The following is a 14,737-nucleotide window of genomic DNA, read 5'->3' as shown; positions in this document are numbered from 1 at the left end:
TTCTATCCGACTCTGGAGATTCGCCAAAAGACAAGGGCCGGCAATGCCGGCCCTTGGCGAGCGGGGTTTCGAAGATCAGTTGACCTGCAACTTGTCCGAAACGATGCGCGGCGTGATGAAGAACAGCAGTTCGCGCCGCTGGCCGGTATCGTTCTGATACTTGAACAGATAACCGAAGAACGGAATATCGCCAAGGAGCGGGACCTTCTCGGTCACATTTTCCTTCTTGGTGATATATACGCCACCGATAACCACGGTTCCGCCATTCTCGACCACCACACTGGTTTCAACCGTAGCCGTCTTGATCGGCGGGTTGCCCAGCACCGCGCGCGTCCAGTCCGGCTCTTCCTTCTTGACCACGAGCAGCATGCGCACAGTTCCCTCGGGCGTAATCTGCGGCGTCGCCTCGAGAGAGAGCGCAGCGGTCTTGAACGATACGTTCTGGGTCGCCACGCCACCGCCGGCCACAGTCGTCACATAAGGAATTTCCGTGCCATCCTGGATCTTCGCCTTGACGTTGTTCGCGGTAATGACGCGCGGACTCGAAACGATCTTACCGATACCATCCGTTTCCAAGGCTGCCAGCTCGAGATTCAGGATTCGCGTCAGCGAGGCATTGAACAAGGAGAAGGCCAGCGTACCACCGACATTGGTGAAAGATGGCAGATTGACGCCGATCGTGTTGTTCGACACCTGGCCCGCGGGAGAATACGAACCGCCACCACTATAGATACCGCTGCCGCCGACCTGGGTACCACCCGCCCGCGCGCTCAGGAAATTCATTCGGACGCCGAGATCGCGGTTGAAGGTGTCGCTCGCCTCGACCACGCGTGCCTCGATCAGAACCTGACGCGCACCGATGTCGATGGCCCGGATGAAGCGGCGGATTTCTTCAAGCTTGCTCGGGATATCATTGACAAACAGGATATTGGTCTGCGGGTCGGCAACCGCATTGCCGCGCTTGCTCAGGATTCTCTGAGCAGACCCGGGAATGGCCTGCTGTCCCGCCGGTGCCAAACCAGCCAGAAGACGCGCCACATCAACGGCCTTCTGATAGTTCAGCTGGAATTGCTCGGCCTGGATCGGCTCCAGTTCACTGATCTGCTGGCGCGCCTCGAAATCGAGCTTCTCGCGTGTCGCAATTTCGTCGCGCGGGGCAATCATCATGATGTTGCCCTTCTTGCGCATGTCCAGCCCCTTCTGCTGGAAGATGATGTCGATCACCTGGTCGGCCGGGACGTCCTTCAGCACTAGGGTCGTCGTACCGGTCACCGTTTCGCTGATCACTGCGTTCAGACCCAGTTCCTCGGCCATCAGGCGCAACAGGGCGCGCACATCGCCGTTCTGGTAATTGATGCTGACCCGCGGCCCCTGGTAACCCGTCTTGGTTCCCTGAACCAGTTTGTTCGGATCCTCGACGATGCGCTTGACCTCGACTACGAACTGGTTTTCGCTCTGATAGGCATTGTGCTCCCACAGACCGTGCGGCGTGATGGTCATTCGCGCGTTCTCGCCGAAAGCTTTGGTTTCGATCGAGGTCACCGGCGTTCCGAAATCCGTGACATCTAGCCGGCGACGCAGGTTGTCGGGAACACTGGTCTTGACGAAATCGACGATCAGATTCTTGCCCTGCTGACGGATGTCGATGCCAGTGCCGGCATCGCTCAGATCGACAATGATCCGGCCTTCGCCATCCTTGCCACGGCGGAAGGCAACGTCCTGAAGGGCGTGGCGCTTGCCGATCGCGGTTTCTTCGGTGAACCGGGTGGCGCGCTGCGCCAGCGAATCGGAAACCACCGGAATCGGCGCCAGCACGACGTAAAGCGCCTTGCCGTCCAGGCGCGTGGTGTAGTTCATGCTGCGCGTAAGATTGAGAACGACACGTGTGCGACCACCGACTTCGACGACATTGACGCTCTGCAGGTCTCCTTCCTTGAGCACAAGGCTGTTCTTGCCCAGCCCGTTTGCGGTCGACGGAAAGTCGAAGGCTATTTTTGCCGGCTTGGCTACGCTGAACCCGGTTGGAGGGGTCGCAAGCGGTTCCTTCAAGTCGATCCGAATGGCAATGTCCGTTCCCTGGGGAGCGGCGTTGATCGCCTCGATCGAATTTGCGGCAACCGTCTGCGCTGAAAGCGGACCGGCCAAGGCAAGGCAGGTCGCCGCAAGAGCGGCCATCGCGTAGTTGATGAATTTCATTTCTTGCTTCCCTCCTTGCCCTGCAGATACAAGGAACTGGTACGTTCGCTCCAGTCACCCGCAGAATCCTGAATCAATTCGCGCAACACCACTTCTTTGTCTGTGATTTGCGTCACCATGCCGAAATCAAGCCCGACGTATTCCCCAACCTTGACCTGCTTGACCTTGTCTTCAACCTGAATCACGGCAATCGGACGCCGATTGACGTTCAGATAGCCGATCATCTTCAACGACTCGATCGGATATTTTTCGAGCAGGCTGTTACGCAGTTCGCGCGCCTCGAAATCGGGCTGGAAGGCGCCACCGTTGCTCGCCCCCTGCTTGGTCTTCGACTCCGGCTCGATCTTGCCCGGCTTGAACGGATCCAGCAACGCCTCGACATCATAGGGAACAGGCTGATAGGGCTTCACCTCGGGCAGCTTGGGAATATTCCCCCGCATGTCCTTGGTGCTATCGACCATCCATTGCCTGAGGTCTTCGTGGTCGCCACCCAAACAGGCCCCCAGGGCGCCACAGAGTGCGACAAGGATTAATCGCTTCACTTCTTCGCTCCTTGCTTCGCGACTTGCGCTGCCTTCTTCTGCCTAGCCACCTCTTCCTCGTCCAGATAACGGAAGGTCTTTGTGGTTGCATCGAGAGACAGAACGCCATCCTTGCCGGGAACTATCGCGATATTGTTCAGCGTCACGATGCGTGGCAACTTCGCGATGTCGGCGGCGAAGGCGCCAAAATCATGGTACCCGCCGTTGATCTTCACCGCGATCGGCAACTCGGCATAGAAGTCCTTGATCTGCTCGGCACCCGGACGGAAGAGATCGAACTGCAGTCCACGCCCAAGGCCCGCCTGGTTGACTTCGATAAGCAACGCCTCGATTTCCGACTTGTTCGGCAACTGTTTCAGCAAGGCGCCAAAGGAACGGTCGATTTCCGCCAGTTGCTCGATATACAAATCGAGATTGACCGCCTGCCGCTTCTTGTCGAGATATTGCTGCTTGAGGGTTTCCTCTTCCTTCTGCTTGCTTTCCAGTTCGGCCAGCTGGTCGCTCCACAGGAACCACCACCCGGCGACGAGCAGGGCCACGAAGAGACCCAGCAGCATGGTCAGCTTCGGAATCAGCGGCCAGGAACCCGGATCGTTCGGATTCAGGAAGCGAAAGTCGTCGGCGATCGCCTGAAAATCGATTCTTGGGGTTGAAATGGTCTTGGCTTTCATTTCTTGGCCTTCCCATCATCAGGCTTGGTACGCGTCAGCGTGAAATTCATGGCGAACTCGTTGCTGCGGCGCCCGTTCAGAACTACCGCCTTGACCTCGACCAGTTGCGGATTCTCCAGCCAGGGAGAGGCTTCAAGATTGCGCATCAGGGCAGAGACACGGGCATTCGACTGGGCGTAGCCGGTGATATTGACCTTGGCGCCGTCCTGCTTGAGCGACTTGAGGTAAACTCCCTCGGGCACCTGCCTGACAAGTTCGGTCAGCAGATAGACGGTTTCGCCACGATCGCGCTGAAGATCCTCAATGATCTGCTTGCGGGCCAGCAGTGCCTGGGTCTGTTCCTTGAGCCGCTTGATCTGATCGATCTGTTTGTCGAGAACGGCAATTTCGCGCTTCAGGAAATCATTGGCGTCAGCCTGGTTGCTGATGTAACCATTGATGATTGTATACCCGAGGAAAATAACCAAGGCGGCCAGCGCGGCGACCGCACCGAGCATGCCATAGAACTGCTGACGCCTTGCCTTTCGCGCTTCTTCGCGGTGAGGCAGGAGGTTAATGCGAATCATGATGGATCAAACCTCCGCAAGGCGAGGCCGCAAGCCACCATCAGGGACGAGGCGTCGGCCAGCAGGTTCTTCGCCCGCACACGGTCGGAGAGCACCATGTTGGCAAACGGGTTGGCGATCAGGGTGCTGACTTGGGTACGCGTCGCCACGACTTCGTCGACGCCGGGAATCACGGCACAGCCGCCGGCCAGTACGATGTGATCGACCTGGTTGTATTGGGTCGAGGTGAAGAAGAACTGCAGGGCGCGCGAAATTTCGAGCGCCAGATTTTCCATGAACGGGGCCAGCAACTCGGTTTCGTAACCCTCCGGCAGGCTGCCGGCGCGCTTGGCGCCTTCGGCCTCTTCGTAGGTCATTCCGTAATGCCGAGCGATATCCTGGGTCAACTGTCCGCCACCGAAAGCCTGCTCGCGCGCATAGACCTGCTGCCCGTTGCGCAGGACCGTCAGGCTCATCACATTGGAGCCGGCGTCGATCAGCGCCACCGTCTGATTCTTGCCCCCTTCGGGCAACTGGCGCTCGATCAACTCGAACGCGGCCAGTGCCGCCAGCGACTCGACGTCTACGACCACTGCGCTGAGTCCCGCCGCATCCGCCACCGCGACACGGTCTTCGACCCGCTCCTTCTTGGAGGCGGCAATCAGCACCTCCAGTTCGTCAGGCAGCGATGGCGCCGGACCGATCACCTGAAAGTCGAGATTGACCTCGTCGATCGCGAACGGAATATATTGGTTCGCCTCCGACTCGACCTGGATTTCGAGCTGGTCGTCACGCAAACCCGCGGGCACGATGATTTTCTTCGTGATCACTGCGGAGCCGGGCAGCGCCATCGCAACGTTGCGCGTCGACGTACCCAGCCGTTTCCAGGCTCGCTTGACGGCATCGACGACGCCATCGAGGTTGGCAATATTGCCATCGGACACCGCATCCTTCGGCAACACCTCGATGGTGTAGCGCTCGACACGGTAACCCTCCTTCCCGTTGGCGGTCAGCTCGACCAGCTTGACGGCCGAGGAGCTGATGTCCAGCCCCAACAATGGACGCGCCTTGGGATTAAACAACGCTGAGATATCGAAGCCCACCAGACCCCCAAAAAGCCCTTAAAAAATGCGATGTTAGGCAAAACAACCAATAATTTGGTTTAGATGCTAGCAACAACCACACGGCATGTAAAGCGTTTTCACGGGGCGTTTACGCATAAGCGTATAATCCGCGCAACGCCAATCCGACCCCACTTTACAACCTTGTCCTCCCTCCCTCTGGCCGCCCGTATCGTTCTCTCCCCGCTGGTCGTTTTGCTCGGCCTCGTCGCCATTGGCATCGCCTTGGCGATGATCGTTCTCGCGCTCGCCTATCCCAATCTGCCATCGCTCGAAGTCCTCACAGATTATCGCCCCAAGATTCCGCTGCGCGTATACACCAGCGACGGCTTCCTGATCGGCGAATTCGGCGAAGAACGGCGCGCCGTCGTCAGCATACAGGATGTTCCGCCGGTCATGAAGCACGCCATTCTGGCCGCCGAGGATGATCGCTTCTACCAGCATGGCGGCATCGACTACATGGGGATCATGCGTGCCGCCGGCGCCAACCTGATCGGGGGCGGCAAGCGCCAGGGCGCCTCGACGATCACCCAGCAGGTCGCCCGCAATTTCTTCCTGTCGAGCGAAAAGACCTACACGCGCAAACTCTACGAGGCGCTGCTGTCGTTCAAGATCGAGAGCAACCTGAGCAAGGACCAGATCCTTGAGCTCTACATCAACCAGATCTTCCTCGGCCAGCGCGCCTACGGCTTCGCCGCCGCCGCCCAGATCTACTTCGGCAAGCCGCTGCAGGACATCACCGTCGCCGAGGCCGCCATGCTCGCCGGTCTGCCCAAGGCGCCGTCGGCCTACAATCCGATCGCCAACCCGAAGCGAGCCAGGATCCGTCAGCAATATGTATTGCGCCGCATGCACGACCTTGGCTACATCACAGACGTCCAGTACGAATCGGCGCTCAAGGAACCGCTGGTGATCAAGCGCGAGCTGGCGGAATACGCCGTCCACGCCGAACACGCGGCCGAGATGGCCCGCCAGATCGCCGCCGAGCGCTTTCCGGAAGACGTCTATTCGCGCGGATTCAAGGTCTACACGACCCTGGTCAAGGCCGAACAGGAGGCCGCCTACCACAGCCTGCGCCGTGGCGTCATGGACTACGACCGGCGCCACGGCTACCGGGGCGCCGAGTCCTATCTCGACATGAAGGACATCTCCTCCGATCAGGACGAAGCCATCGACGAGGCGTTGCAGGACATCGCCGACACCGGCGACCTGATCCCCGCCCTCGTGCTGGCGGCCGAACCAAAGCAGATTCGCGCCTACCGCAAGGGTGGCGAGATCGTCACACTGAGCGGCGACGCGATCAAGTTCGCAACCAAGATGCTCGACGGCAACGCGCCGCCCAACAAGCGCATCAAGCGCGGCGCAATCATCCGCCTGCAAAAGGACGACAAGGGCAACTGGCAGATCAGCCAGTTGCCCGACGTCGAGTCCGCGTTCGTCGCGGTCGACCCGCGGGACGGGGCGATTCGCGCGCTGGTCGGCGGCTTCGACTTCAACCGCAACAAGTTCAATCACGTGACGCAGGCCTGGCGACAGCCCGGATCGAGCTTCAAGCCCTTCATCTACTCGGCGGCGCTCGAGAAGGGCTTTCATCCGGGCAGCATCATCAACGACGAGCCGATCGTGATCTCGGCCAGCCAGACCGGTTCGCAAGCCTGGGAGCCGCACAACTACGACGGCAAGTACGAAGGCCCGATGAAGATGCGGACGGCGCTGGCCAAGTCGAAGAACATGGTGTCGATCCGCATCCTGCAGGCCATCGGCACGCATTACGCGCAGGACTACGCCGGCCGCTTCGGCTTCGATCCCGAGAAACATCCGCCCTACCTGACCATGGCCCTCGGTGCCGGTTCGGTGACGCCGTGGCAGATGGTGACCGCTTACTCCGTGTTCGCCAACGGCGGTTACCGGATCAGGCCCTTCGTCGTCCGCGAAATCCGCGACGAGAACAGCAACGTGCTCGCCCGCTCGGCGGAAGTGCCGGCCGGCGAGGAATCCATCCGCGTCATCGACCCGCGCAATGCCTTCATGATGGACAGCATGCTGCGCGACGTGACCATCTACGGCACCGCGGCCAAGGCCTCGGTCGCCCTCAAGCGGCAGGATCTCGCCGGCAAGACGGGCACCACCAACGAATATGTGGATGCCTGGTTCTGTGGCTACCAGATGACGATCAGCGCCTGTGCCTGGGTCGGCTTCGACCAGCCGCGCAAGCTCGGCGACAAGGAAACCGGCGGCGCCGCGGCGCTGCCGATCTGGATCGGCTACATGGGCCGCGCCCTCAAGGACGTCGCCATGCAGACGCCGGCCATGCCGGACGGCATCACCGCCTTCGGCAGCGGCCGCGAGCGAACCTACATGTACAACGAGAACGTGGTCAGGGACGCATCGCCGGACGAAGGGCAGGAGGAAACGACACCCTCATCGGTGGTCGATCCCAGCCACCTGCCGCCGAGCGACTGATCAGGCCAGGCGCACCGGCTCGCCGGCCTGTTGGCTGGCGAGCGCCGAAAGCTTTTCCAGCAGTTCGGCGCCATCGCGCGTGTCGCGCCAGGCCGCGCCGTCCCAGCGAAAATGAAAGCCGCCGGCGCGGGCGGCCACCCAGATTTCGCGCGCCACGCCGTGGCGATTGACGACGATCCGGCTGCCGTCGGCAAACTCAATCTCCAGCACGCCGCCGGCCGCCAGTTCGAAGTCGATATCGGCACCACTGGCTTCCAGCGCCGCCTCGATGCGGGCCAGAATGCCGTCTGCCAGCGCATTGAATTCCTTGTCATCCATGGTGTGCTACCATCCCGCTCTTTACTGACCGGTCCGTCATTAATGCTCCGAATCTTCGCCGCGCTCCTGACGCTCTGCCTCGCCGCCTGCGGCTTGAAAGCCCCGCTCGTCATGCCCTCCGGCCCGCCGCCCGAACCCCTGTTCGGCAACCCGAAACCTGCCCCGGCGCCGGCGCCGGCACCCCAGAATCCGCCAGCTGCCGGCGATGTTAGCACGGACCAAAAGAACAGCACCCAATGAGCCACTTCACCCTCAAGCAAGGCGTCCTGCACGCCGAATCCGTCGCCCTGCCCGCCATCGCCGAGCGCTTCGGCACACCGGCCTACGTTTACTCCCGCGCGGCGCTGCAGGGCGCACTGCAGGAGTTTCTCGACGTTCTCGCCGCCCACCCGGCCGGCGACGGCGCGCTGGTCTGCTACGCTGTCAAGGCCAACTCCAACCTCGCCATCCTCAACCTCTTCGCGCGCATGGGCGCCGGCTTCGACATCGTTTCCGGCGGCGAACTGCAACGTGTCCTGGCCGCCGGTGCCGACCCGCGCAAAGTCGTCTTCTCGGGCGTCGGCAAGACCGCCAATGAAATGAAGCAGGCGCTCGACGCCGACATCCTCTGCTTCAACATCGAATCGCCGGCCGAACTGGAACGCCTGAATGAAGTCGCCGGCCAGTGCGGCAGGCAGGCGCCGGTCAGCCTGCGCGTCAATCCGAACGTCGACCCGAAGACCCATCCCTACATTTCGACCGGCCTCAAGGAAGCCAAGTTCGGCGTCGCCTACGACGACGCACTGGCCCTCTACCGCCGTGCCGCCGCGCTGCCCCATATCGAGGTCGCCGGCATCGACTGCCACATCGGTTCGCAACTGCTCGACCCTTCGCCCTTCGTCGAGGCGCTCGATCGCATTCTGGCGCTGATAGACCAGTTGACCGCGGAAGGCATCCGCATTCACCACATCGACCTCGGCGGCGGCCTCGGCATCAAGTACAAGGACGACCAGGTGGAACCCACCGTGGCGTCCTACCTCAATCCGCTGCTCGACCGGCTGGCCGGGCGCGGCCTCAAGGTCGTCCTCGAACCCGGCCGCCGCCTGGTCGGCAATGCCGGCCTGCTACTGACGCGCGTCGAGTTCCTCAAGCCGGGCGAGGGCAAGAATTTCGCCATCGTCGACGCGGCGATGAACGACCTCAAGCGGCCGGCGCTCTACGAGGCCTGGCACGACATCCTGCCAGTGGCACCGCATGCCGGCGAAACCCGCGTCTACGACGTGGTCGGCCCGGTCTGCGAGACCGGCGACTTCCTCGGTCTGGCGCGGCCGCTCGCCATCGCCGCCGGCGACCTGCTCGCCGTCATGTCGGCCGGCGCCTACGGCATGGCGATGGCCTCCAACTACAACACCCGGCCGCGTGCCGTCGAGGTGATGGTCGATGGCGCGCAGGCGCATGTGATCCGCCGCCGCGAAACTGTCGACGAACTCTACGCCGGCGAACAGATCCTGCCGGCATGAGGCACGGCGCCGGCGCCCTGCTGCTGGCAGCCGCGCTGCTGCTCGCGGCCTGCGGCGAAAAACCGGCCGAGAAGAAGGGCGCGCCGCCGGCCCTGATCACGACCACGCAGGCGCAGGTCGTGGCGCTGGAGATCGCCGAGCGCACGCTGGGCACGCTGGAAGCGGTCAAGGATCCGAAAATCGGCGCCGAAATCGCCGGCAAGGTCGTCGAGGTGGCCGCGCGCAGCGGCCAGGAGGTCGGCAAGGGACAGTTGCTGGCGCGCATCGACCCCACCGATGCCGGCTACCAGGCCGCCGCCGACAGCGCCGAGATCGCCCGGCTGGAGGCGCTGCTGGCGCAGCAGGAAAGAGTCGTCGCGCGGCAGTCCGAGCTGGTGCAGCGGAGCTTCATTTCGAAAAATGCGCTCGACGACGTGACCGCCCAGCGTGACGCCCTGAAGAGCCAGCTGGCGACGGCACAGGCACGCGCCAGCCTGTCGCGCAACGCGCTCGGGAAAACCCGCGTCGTCGCCCCCTTCGCCGGCATCGTCGAAACGCAGATCGTCGCCGTCGGCGACTACGTCAAGGTCGGCGATCCCCTCTTCCGACTGGTCTCCAACGAGCGCCTGCGTGCCAACCTGCCCTTCCCGGAGTCCGCCGCCGCGCGCCTCAGGATCGGCCAGCCGGTGCGCCTTGTCAGCCCGCTGGCACCGGAAACGATCATCGCGGCCGTCGTCGAGGACATCCGCCCGACCGTCGGCGAGAGCAACCGCGCCCTCGAGGTCATCGCCCGCCTCGACAACCCCGGCCTGCTGAAGGGGGGCGGCTCGGTCGACGCCGCCGTCGTCACCGGCCAGCGCGAGCGCGCCGTGGTGGTGCCGGAGCAGGCGGTCGTCCTGCGCCCGGCAGGTAAGGTCGTCTACCTGATCGCCGACGGCAAGGCCCGGCAGCAGATCGTCGAGGTCGGCAGCAAGCAGCGCGGCCTGATCGAGATCACCAGCGGCCTGCACGGTGGTGAAACGGTCGCCCTCGACGGCGCCGGCTTCCTGAGCAACGGTGCTGCGGTCAACGTCAAGGAACTGCCGAAAACCGCCGCCGCTCCAGCGGCCGCCGCGAAGCCTCAATGACCCTGCCCGAGCTGTCGATCAAGCGCCACGTGCTGGCGTGGATGCTGAGCGCGGTACTGGTCCTGTTCGGCGTCATCAGCTTCGACCGGATCGGCATGGACCGCTATCCGTACATCGAATTCCCGGTCGTCTCGATCACGACGACGCTCAAGGGTGCCAACCCGGACATCGTCGACGCCTCGGTGACCAACATCATCGAAAGCTCCGTCAATTCGACGCCTGGCATCGAGCACATCCAGTCCACGTCGTCGCCCGGCGTCTCGGTGATCGCCATCACCTTCAACCTCGAAAAGAAGATCGACGTCGCCTTCAACGAGGTCCAGGCCAAGGTCAACCAAGTGCTGCGCCGCCTGCCCAAGGACGCCGATCCGCCGGTCGTCGCCAAGGTCGAAACCAACGCCCAGCCAATCATGTGGCTGGCCCTGCAGGGCGACCGCACGCAGCAGCAGTTGAACCAGTACGCCATCAACGTGCTGAAGAAGCGCCTGGAAACCATCGACGGCGTAGGCGAAGTGCGCCTCGGCGGACGCCGCGACCGGACCATCCGCGCTGAGCTGTGGCCGGCGCGGATGGCGGCGTTCGGCGTCACCGCGCAGGACATCAACGACGCCTTTGCGCGCGAGCACGTGCAGATGGCCGGAGGTTTCGTGGTCGGCGAAAAGACCGAAAGCCTGGTCAAGCTCGACCTCGAATTCCATTCGATCGATGCGCTCAAGCAGATGGTGATCGGCTGGAAAGCCGGCGCACCGATCCGCCTGCAGGATGTCGCCGAGGTCATCGACGGCCTCACCGACAACCGTCAGCTTGCCCGCTTCAACGGCGAGACGACGATCGGCCTCGGCATCGTCAAGGTCACCAATACCAACACAGTCGCCATCGTCGACAAGGTCAAGGCAAAGCTGGAAAACGAGCTGCGCCCGCAACTTCCGCCCGGCCTGCAACTGCATGTCGTGTCGAACGACGCGGTGTTCATCCTCGAGATCGTCAATGCGCTGAAGGAGCACCTGGTCGAGGGCACCCTGCTCGCGGCACTGGTCGTCTGGCTCTTCCTGCAGTCGGTGCGGGCGACCATCATCGTCGCGCTGGCCATCCCGGTGTCGCTGATGGGCGCCATCGCGGTCATCTACTTCTTCGGCTACACGCTCAATTCGCTGACCCTGCTCGGCTTGCTGCTGCTGATCGGCGTCGTCGTCGATGACGCCATCGTCGTCCTCGAGAACATCTTCCGCCACCGCGAGGAACTCGATGCCGACCCGGTGACGGCTGCGGTCAACGGCGCCAACGAGGTCGTTTTCGCGGTCATCGCCGCGACCCTGGCGCTGGTCTCGATCTTCGCCCCGGTCATTTTCATGAGCGGCATCATCGGCCAGTTCTTCCGCTCCTTCGCCGTCGTCGTCACCTTCGGCGTGCTGGTTTCGCTGTTCGTCTCGCTGACCTTGACGCCGATGCTCTGCTCGCGCTTCCTGACCGTGCGCGAAAAGGGCCACCAGCACGGCCGCTTCCTCGCCGCCATCGAGCGCCGCTTCCAGCGCCTCGACGCCTTCTACCGCCGCCTGCTCGCCCGCGCCCTGGCGCGTCGGTGGACCGTGGTGCTGCTGACCCTGCTCACCGTCGCTTCCAGCGCCTTCTTCTTCGCCAACGTCGGCAAGACCTTCGCGCCGGAACAGGACGAGGGCCGCTTCCTGGTCTATCTGCGCGCCCCGCTCGGTTCGTCGATCGACTACACCGACTCGCGCCTGCGGATGGTCGAGGCGGTGCTCAACGAACATGACGAAATCGTCACCGAATTCGCCCTGATCGGTCTCGGCAGCGCCGGCCAGGTCAACCAGGGCACCGTCGTCGCCCGCATGGCTCCGCGCAACGAGCGGCGCATCAGCCAGCAGGAACTGCTGCCCATCCTGCGCGAGAAGCTGGCGCAGATTCCCGGTGCCCGCGTCTTCGCCGCACCGTATCCGATGGTCCAGGGCCAGCGCGGCGAACCGCTGCAGTTCGTACTGAGCGGCGAGAACCTGGCCGAAGTCGGCCGCCTCGGCCGCGAACTTCAGGGCAAGCTGGCCGCCGAACCCGGCCTTGGCGGGCGCATCGACACCGACCTCCAGCTCGACCTGCCGCAACTCGTCTTCCAGCCCGACCGCCTGCGCATCGCTTCCGCCGGCCTGACCACCGCCGATGTCGCGGCCGCCATCAACATGCTCACCGGCGGCGTCGACATCGCCAAATACAACGACGAGCCGGGCGACGGCCAGCGCTACGACATCCGCGTCAAGGGCCGCGAGGGCGAATTCACGCAACCGGCCGACCTCGCGAAAATCTATCTGCGCAACAAGGAAGGCAAGCTGGTGCGCCTCGATTCGGTCGCCAGTTTCACGGAAACGCTCGGGCCGGCGGTCATCGGCCGCTTCGACCTGCAATACGCCGCCACCTTCTTCGCCACGCCGACCATCCCGCTCGGCGAGGCGGTACAGAAAGTGCGGTCGTTCGCCGACGACCTGCCGCCCGGCTACCAGATCAAGCTGATCGGCCAGGCCGAGGAATTCGCCAAGACCACCAAGTACATGACCTTCGCCTTCGTGCTGGCGATGGTGTTGCTCTACATGGTGCTGGCCAGCCAGTTCGACTCCTTCCTGCAGCCCTTCATCGTCATGCTGGCGCAACCGCTCGCCATCATCGGCGGCGTAGCGGCACTGTGGGCGACCGGCCAGACCCTCAACATCTACTCGATGATCGGCCTCGTCCTGCTCATCGGCCTCGTCGCCAAGAACTCGATCCTGCTCGTCGACCTGACCAACCAGCGCCGTGCCGGCGGCATGGGCATCGACGACGCCCTGAACGACGCCTGCCCGATCCGCATGCGGCCGGTGCTGATGACCTCGGCCACCGTCGTCCTCGCCCTGGCGCCCGCCGCGCTCGGTTTCGGCGCCGGCTCGGAAACCAACCAGCCGCTGTCGATCGCCGTCATCGGCGGCATGATCTCGTCGACGCTGCTGACGCTGGTCGTCGTGCCGGCAGTCTACTCGCTGGTCGAGAACTATCTGGCGCTGCGCCAGGAAACGCCGGAAGGTCGCCGCCAGGTAGTCTAAAATTAAAAGGTTGGTGACAGACCGCAGCCTGTTGCGGTCGACCGCATTTTTTTCGGCAAAAACCATGGATTTCAACAGTCTCACCGAAGTGCTGGGTGACAAGACGACGATCGCGCTCGCCGGCCTGATCGTCGGCCTGCTGTTCGGCGTCTGCGCCCAGCGCTCGCGTTTCTGCCTGCGTTCGGCAGTCGTCGAATTCTGGAACCGGCAAGGCACCGCCAAGCTGGCCATCTGGCTCTTCGCCTTCTCCTCGGCCATCGTCGCCACCCAGTTGTTCATCACCCAGGGCTGGCTCGACGTCGGCCAGGCGCGCCAGCTTTCCGCCGCCGGCAGCCTCTCCGGCGCCCTCGTCGGCGGCCTGCTGTTCGGCATCGGCATGATCCTGGCACGTGGCTGCTCGTCGCGCATGTTGGTCCTCGCCGCCAACGGCAACCTGCGTGCGCTGCTCACCGGGCTGATCTTCGCCGTCGCCGCCCAGGCCTCGCTGAACGGCGTGCTATCGCCGGCCCGCACCTGGATTTCCGGATTGTGGACCATCGAGGGCGGCGCCGCGCGCGACCTGCTCGCCACCTTCCACCTCGGCCATTACGGCGGGCTTGTCTTCGGCCTCGTCTGGCTCGCCACCGCCATCCATTTCGCGCAGCGCGCCCATCTCAGCCGGCGCGAGTGGCTGGGCGCCATCGGCGTCGGGGTCATGATCGCCCTCGCCTGGCTGCTGACTTACCGGATCGGTTCGCAGTCCTTCGAAATCGTCCCGGTGCAAAGCCTCAGCTTCACCGGCCCCTCGGCCGACATGCTGATGCTCGTGCTGTCGCCGCCAGGCCAGCCGTGGGATTTCGACATCGGCCTGGTGCCCGGCGTCGTTCTCGGTTCCTTCCTCGCCGGGCTGTGGGGCAAGGAACTCAAACTGGAAGGCTTCAAGGATGGCCACAGCATGCGTCGCTACATCGCCGGCGCCCTGTGCATGGGCTTCGGCGGCATGCTGGCCGGCGGTTGTGCGGTCGGCGCCGGCGTCTCCGGCGCCGCCATCTTCGCCCTCACCGCCTGGCTAGCGCTGATCGGCATGTGGCTCGGCGCCGGGCTCACCGACCGCTTGGCAGATCGGCCACAGAAACTCGAAGAGCGCCCGGCCTTGCTGGCCTGAGCATGTCCGTTTAGCTATCTGCAGCCATTTCGGACGATATCGGTTGAAAAAT

Annotated in this window: 11 protein-coding genes; 5 read left to right on the top strand and 6 right to left on the bottom strand. The window is 63.4% G+C overall.

Annotated features, from left to right (window positions below):
• Positions 1 to 75 precede the first annotated feature (75 nt).
• From pilQ to GH660_RS10735, 5 genes are read right to left on the bottom strand one after another with little or no spacing between them, the layout of a single operon-like run.
• Positions 76 to 2,196 (bottom strand): type IV pilus secretin PilQ, encoded by a 2,121-nt coding sequence (pilQ, locus tag GH660_RS10755; RefSeq protein ID WP_153146668.1) that lies wholly within the window; start codon positions 2,194 to 2,196, stop codon positions 76 to 78.
• Complete coding sequence (locus GH660_RS10750) at positions 2,193 to 2,738, bottom strand: pilus assembly protein PilP (protein WP_228276463.1); 546 nt, start codon at positions 2,736 to 2,738, stop codon at positions 2,193 to 2,195. The genes pilQ and GH660_RS10750 overlap by 4 nt, the downstream gene beginning before the upstream one ends.
• On the bottom strand, positions 2,735 to 3,409 hold the full coding sequence (locus tag GH660_RS10745; protein WP_153146667.1) for a type 4a pilus biogenesis protein PilO: 675 nt from the start codon (positions 3,407 to 3,409) through the stop codon (positions 2,735 to 2,737). Before GH660_RS10745 ends, GH660_RS10750 begins: the two co-directional genes overlap by 4 nt.
• The gene (locus GH660_RS10740) at positions 3,406 to 3,975 is read right to left on the bottom strand and encodes a PilN domain-containing protein (RefSeq protein WP_153146666.1); all 570 of its coding nucleotides are present in this window, start codon (positions 3,973 to 3,975) and stop codon (positions 3,406 to 3,408) included. The genes GH660_RS10745 and GH660_RS10740 overlap by 4 nt, the downstream gene beginning before the upstream one ends.
• A complete protein-coding gene (locus GH660_RS10735; RefSeq protein ID WP_194266294.1) occupies positions 3,972 to 5,057 on the bottom strand; it encodes a pilus assembly protein PilM in 1,086 nt (361 codons plus the stop codon). The genes GH660_RS10740 and GH660_RS10735 overlap by 4 nt, the downstream gene beginning before the upstream one ends.
• Before the next feature lie 162 nt (positions 5,058 to 5,219).
• Here GH660_RS10735 and GH660_RS10730 point away from each other — a divergent pair, with 162 nt between their 5' ends.
• On the top strand, positions 5,220 to 7,538 hold the full coding sequence (locus tag GH660_RS10730; RefSeq protein WP_228276462.1) for a penicillin-binding protein 1A: 2,319 nt from the start codon (positions 5,220 to 5,222) through the stop codon (positions 7,536 to 7,538).
• On the opposite strand, the gene cyaY is transcribed toward GH660_RS10730, so the two are convergent.
• Positions 7,539 to 7,856 carry an iron donor protein CyaY gene (gene cyaY, locus GH660_RS10725; RefSeq protein ID WP_153146663.1) on the bottom strand — a complete coding sequence of 106 codons (318 nt, stop codon included), beginning with the start codon at positions 7,854 to 7,856 and terminating at the stop codon, positions 7,539 to 7,541.
• A 236-nt stretch (positions 7,857 to 8,092) separates the two neighbouring features.
• On the opposite strand from cyaY, the gene lysA reads away from it, so the two are divergent.
• From lysA to GH660_RS10705, 4 genes are all read left to right on the top strand, one after another.
• A complete protein-coding gene (lysA, locus tag GH660_RS10720; protein ID WP_153146662.1) occupies positions 8,093 to 9,355 on the top strand; it encodes a diaminopimelate decarboxylase in 1,263 nt (420 codons plus the stop codon).
• Complete coding sequence (locus tag GH660_RS10715; RefSeq protein WP_153146661.1) at positions 9,352 to 10,461, top strand: efflux RND transporter periplasmic adaptor subunit; 1,110 nt, start codon at positions 9,352 to 9,354, stop codon at positions 10,459 to 10,461. Before lysA ends, GH660_RS10715 begins: the two co-directional genes overlap by 4 nt.
• Complete coding sequence (locus tag GH660_RS10710) at positions 10,458 to 13,541, top strand: efflux RND transporter permease subunit (RefSeq protein WP_153146660.1); 3,084 nt, start codon at positions 10,458 to 10,460, stop codon at positions 13,539 to 13,541. The genes GH660_RS10715 and GH660_RS10710 overlap by 4 nt, the downstream gene beginning before the upstream one ends.
• Positions 13,542 to 13,605: 64 nt before the next feature.
• Entirely contained in the window at positions 13,606 to 14,685 is a 1,080-nt protein-coding gene (locus tag GH660_RS10705; protein WP_153146659.1) for a YeeE/YedE family protein, read from the top strand.
• Positions 14,686 to 14,737: the final 52 nt, after the last annotated feature.

Source organism: Dechloromonas sp. H13 (assembly GCF_009469615.1).
Taxonomy (GTDB): domain Bacteria; phylum Pseudomonadota; class Gammaproteobacteria; order Burkholderiales; family Rhodocyclaceae; genus Azonexus.
The sequence above is the reverse complement of the archived record's forward strand: the minus strand, read 5'-3'. Positions and strand labels throughout refer to the sequence as shown.

Excerpts from the sequence above, each read along its gene's own strand:
- pilQ (WP_153146668.1), bottom strand. The coding sequence starts at position 2,196 with ATGAAATTCATCAACTACGCGATGGCCGCTCTTGCGGCGACCTGCCTT.
- GH660_RS10745 (WP_153146667.1), bottom strand. The coding sequence starts at position 3,409 with ATGAAAGCCAAGACCATTTCAACCCCAAGAATCGATTTTCAGGCGATC.
- GH660_RS10740 (WP_153146666.1), bottom strand. The coding sequence starts at position 3,975 with ATGATTCGCATTAACCTCCTGCCTCACCGCGAAGAAGCGCGAAAGGCA.
- cyaY (WP_153146663.1), bottom strand. The coding sequence starts at position 7,856 with ATGGATGACAAGGAATTCAATGCGCTGGCAGACGGCATTCTGGCCCGC.
- lysA (WP_153146662.1), top strand. The coding sequence starts at position 8,093 with ATGAGCCACTTCACCCTCAAGCAAGGCGTCCTGCACGCCGAATCCGTC.
- GH660_RS10715 (WP_153146661.1), top strand. The coding sequence starts at position 9,352 with ATGAGGCACGGCGCCGGCGCCCTGCTGCTGGCAGCCGCGCTGCTGCTC.
- GH660_RS10710 (WP_153146660.1), top strand. The coding sequence starts at position 10,458 with ATGACCCTGCCCGAGCTGTCGATCAAGCGCCACGTGCTGGCGTGGATG.
- GH660_RS10705 (WP_153146659.1), top strand. The coding sequence starts at position 13,606 with ATGGATTTCAACAGTCTCACCGAAGTGCTGGGTGACAAGACGACGATC.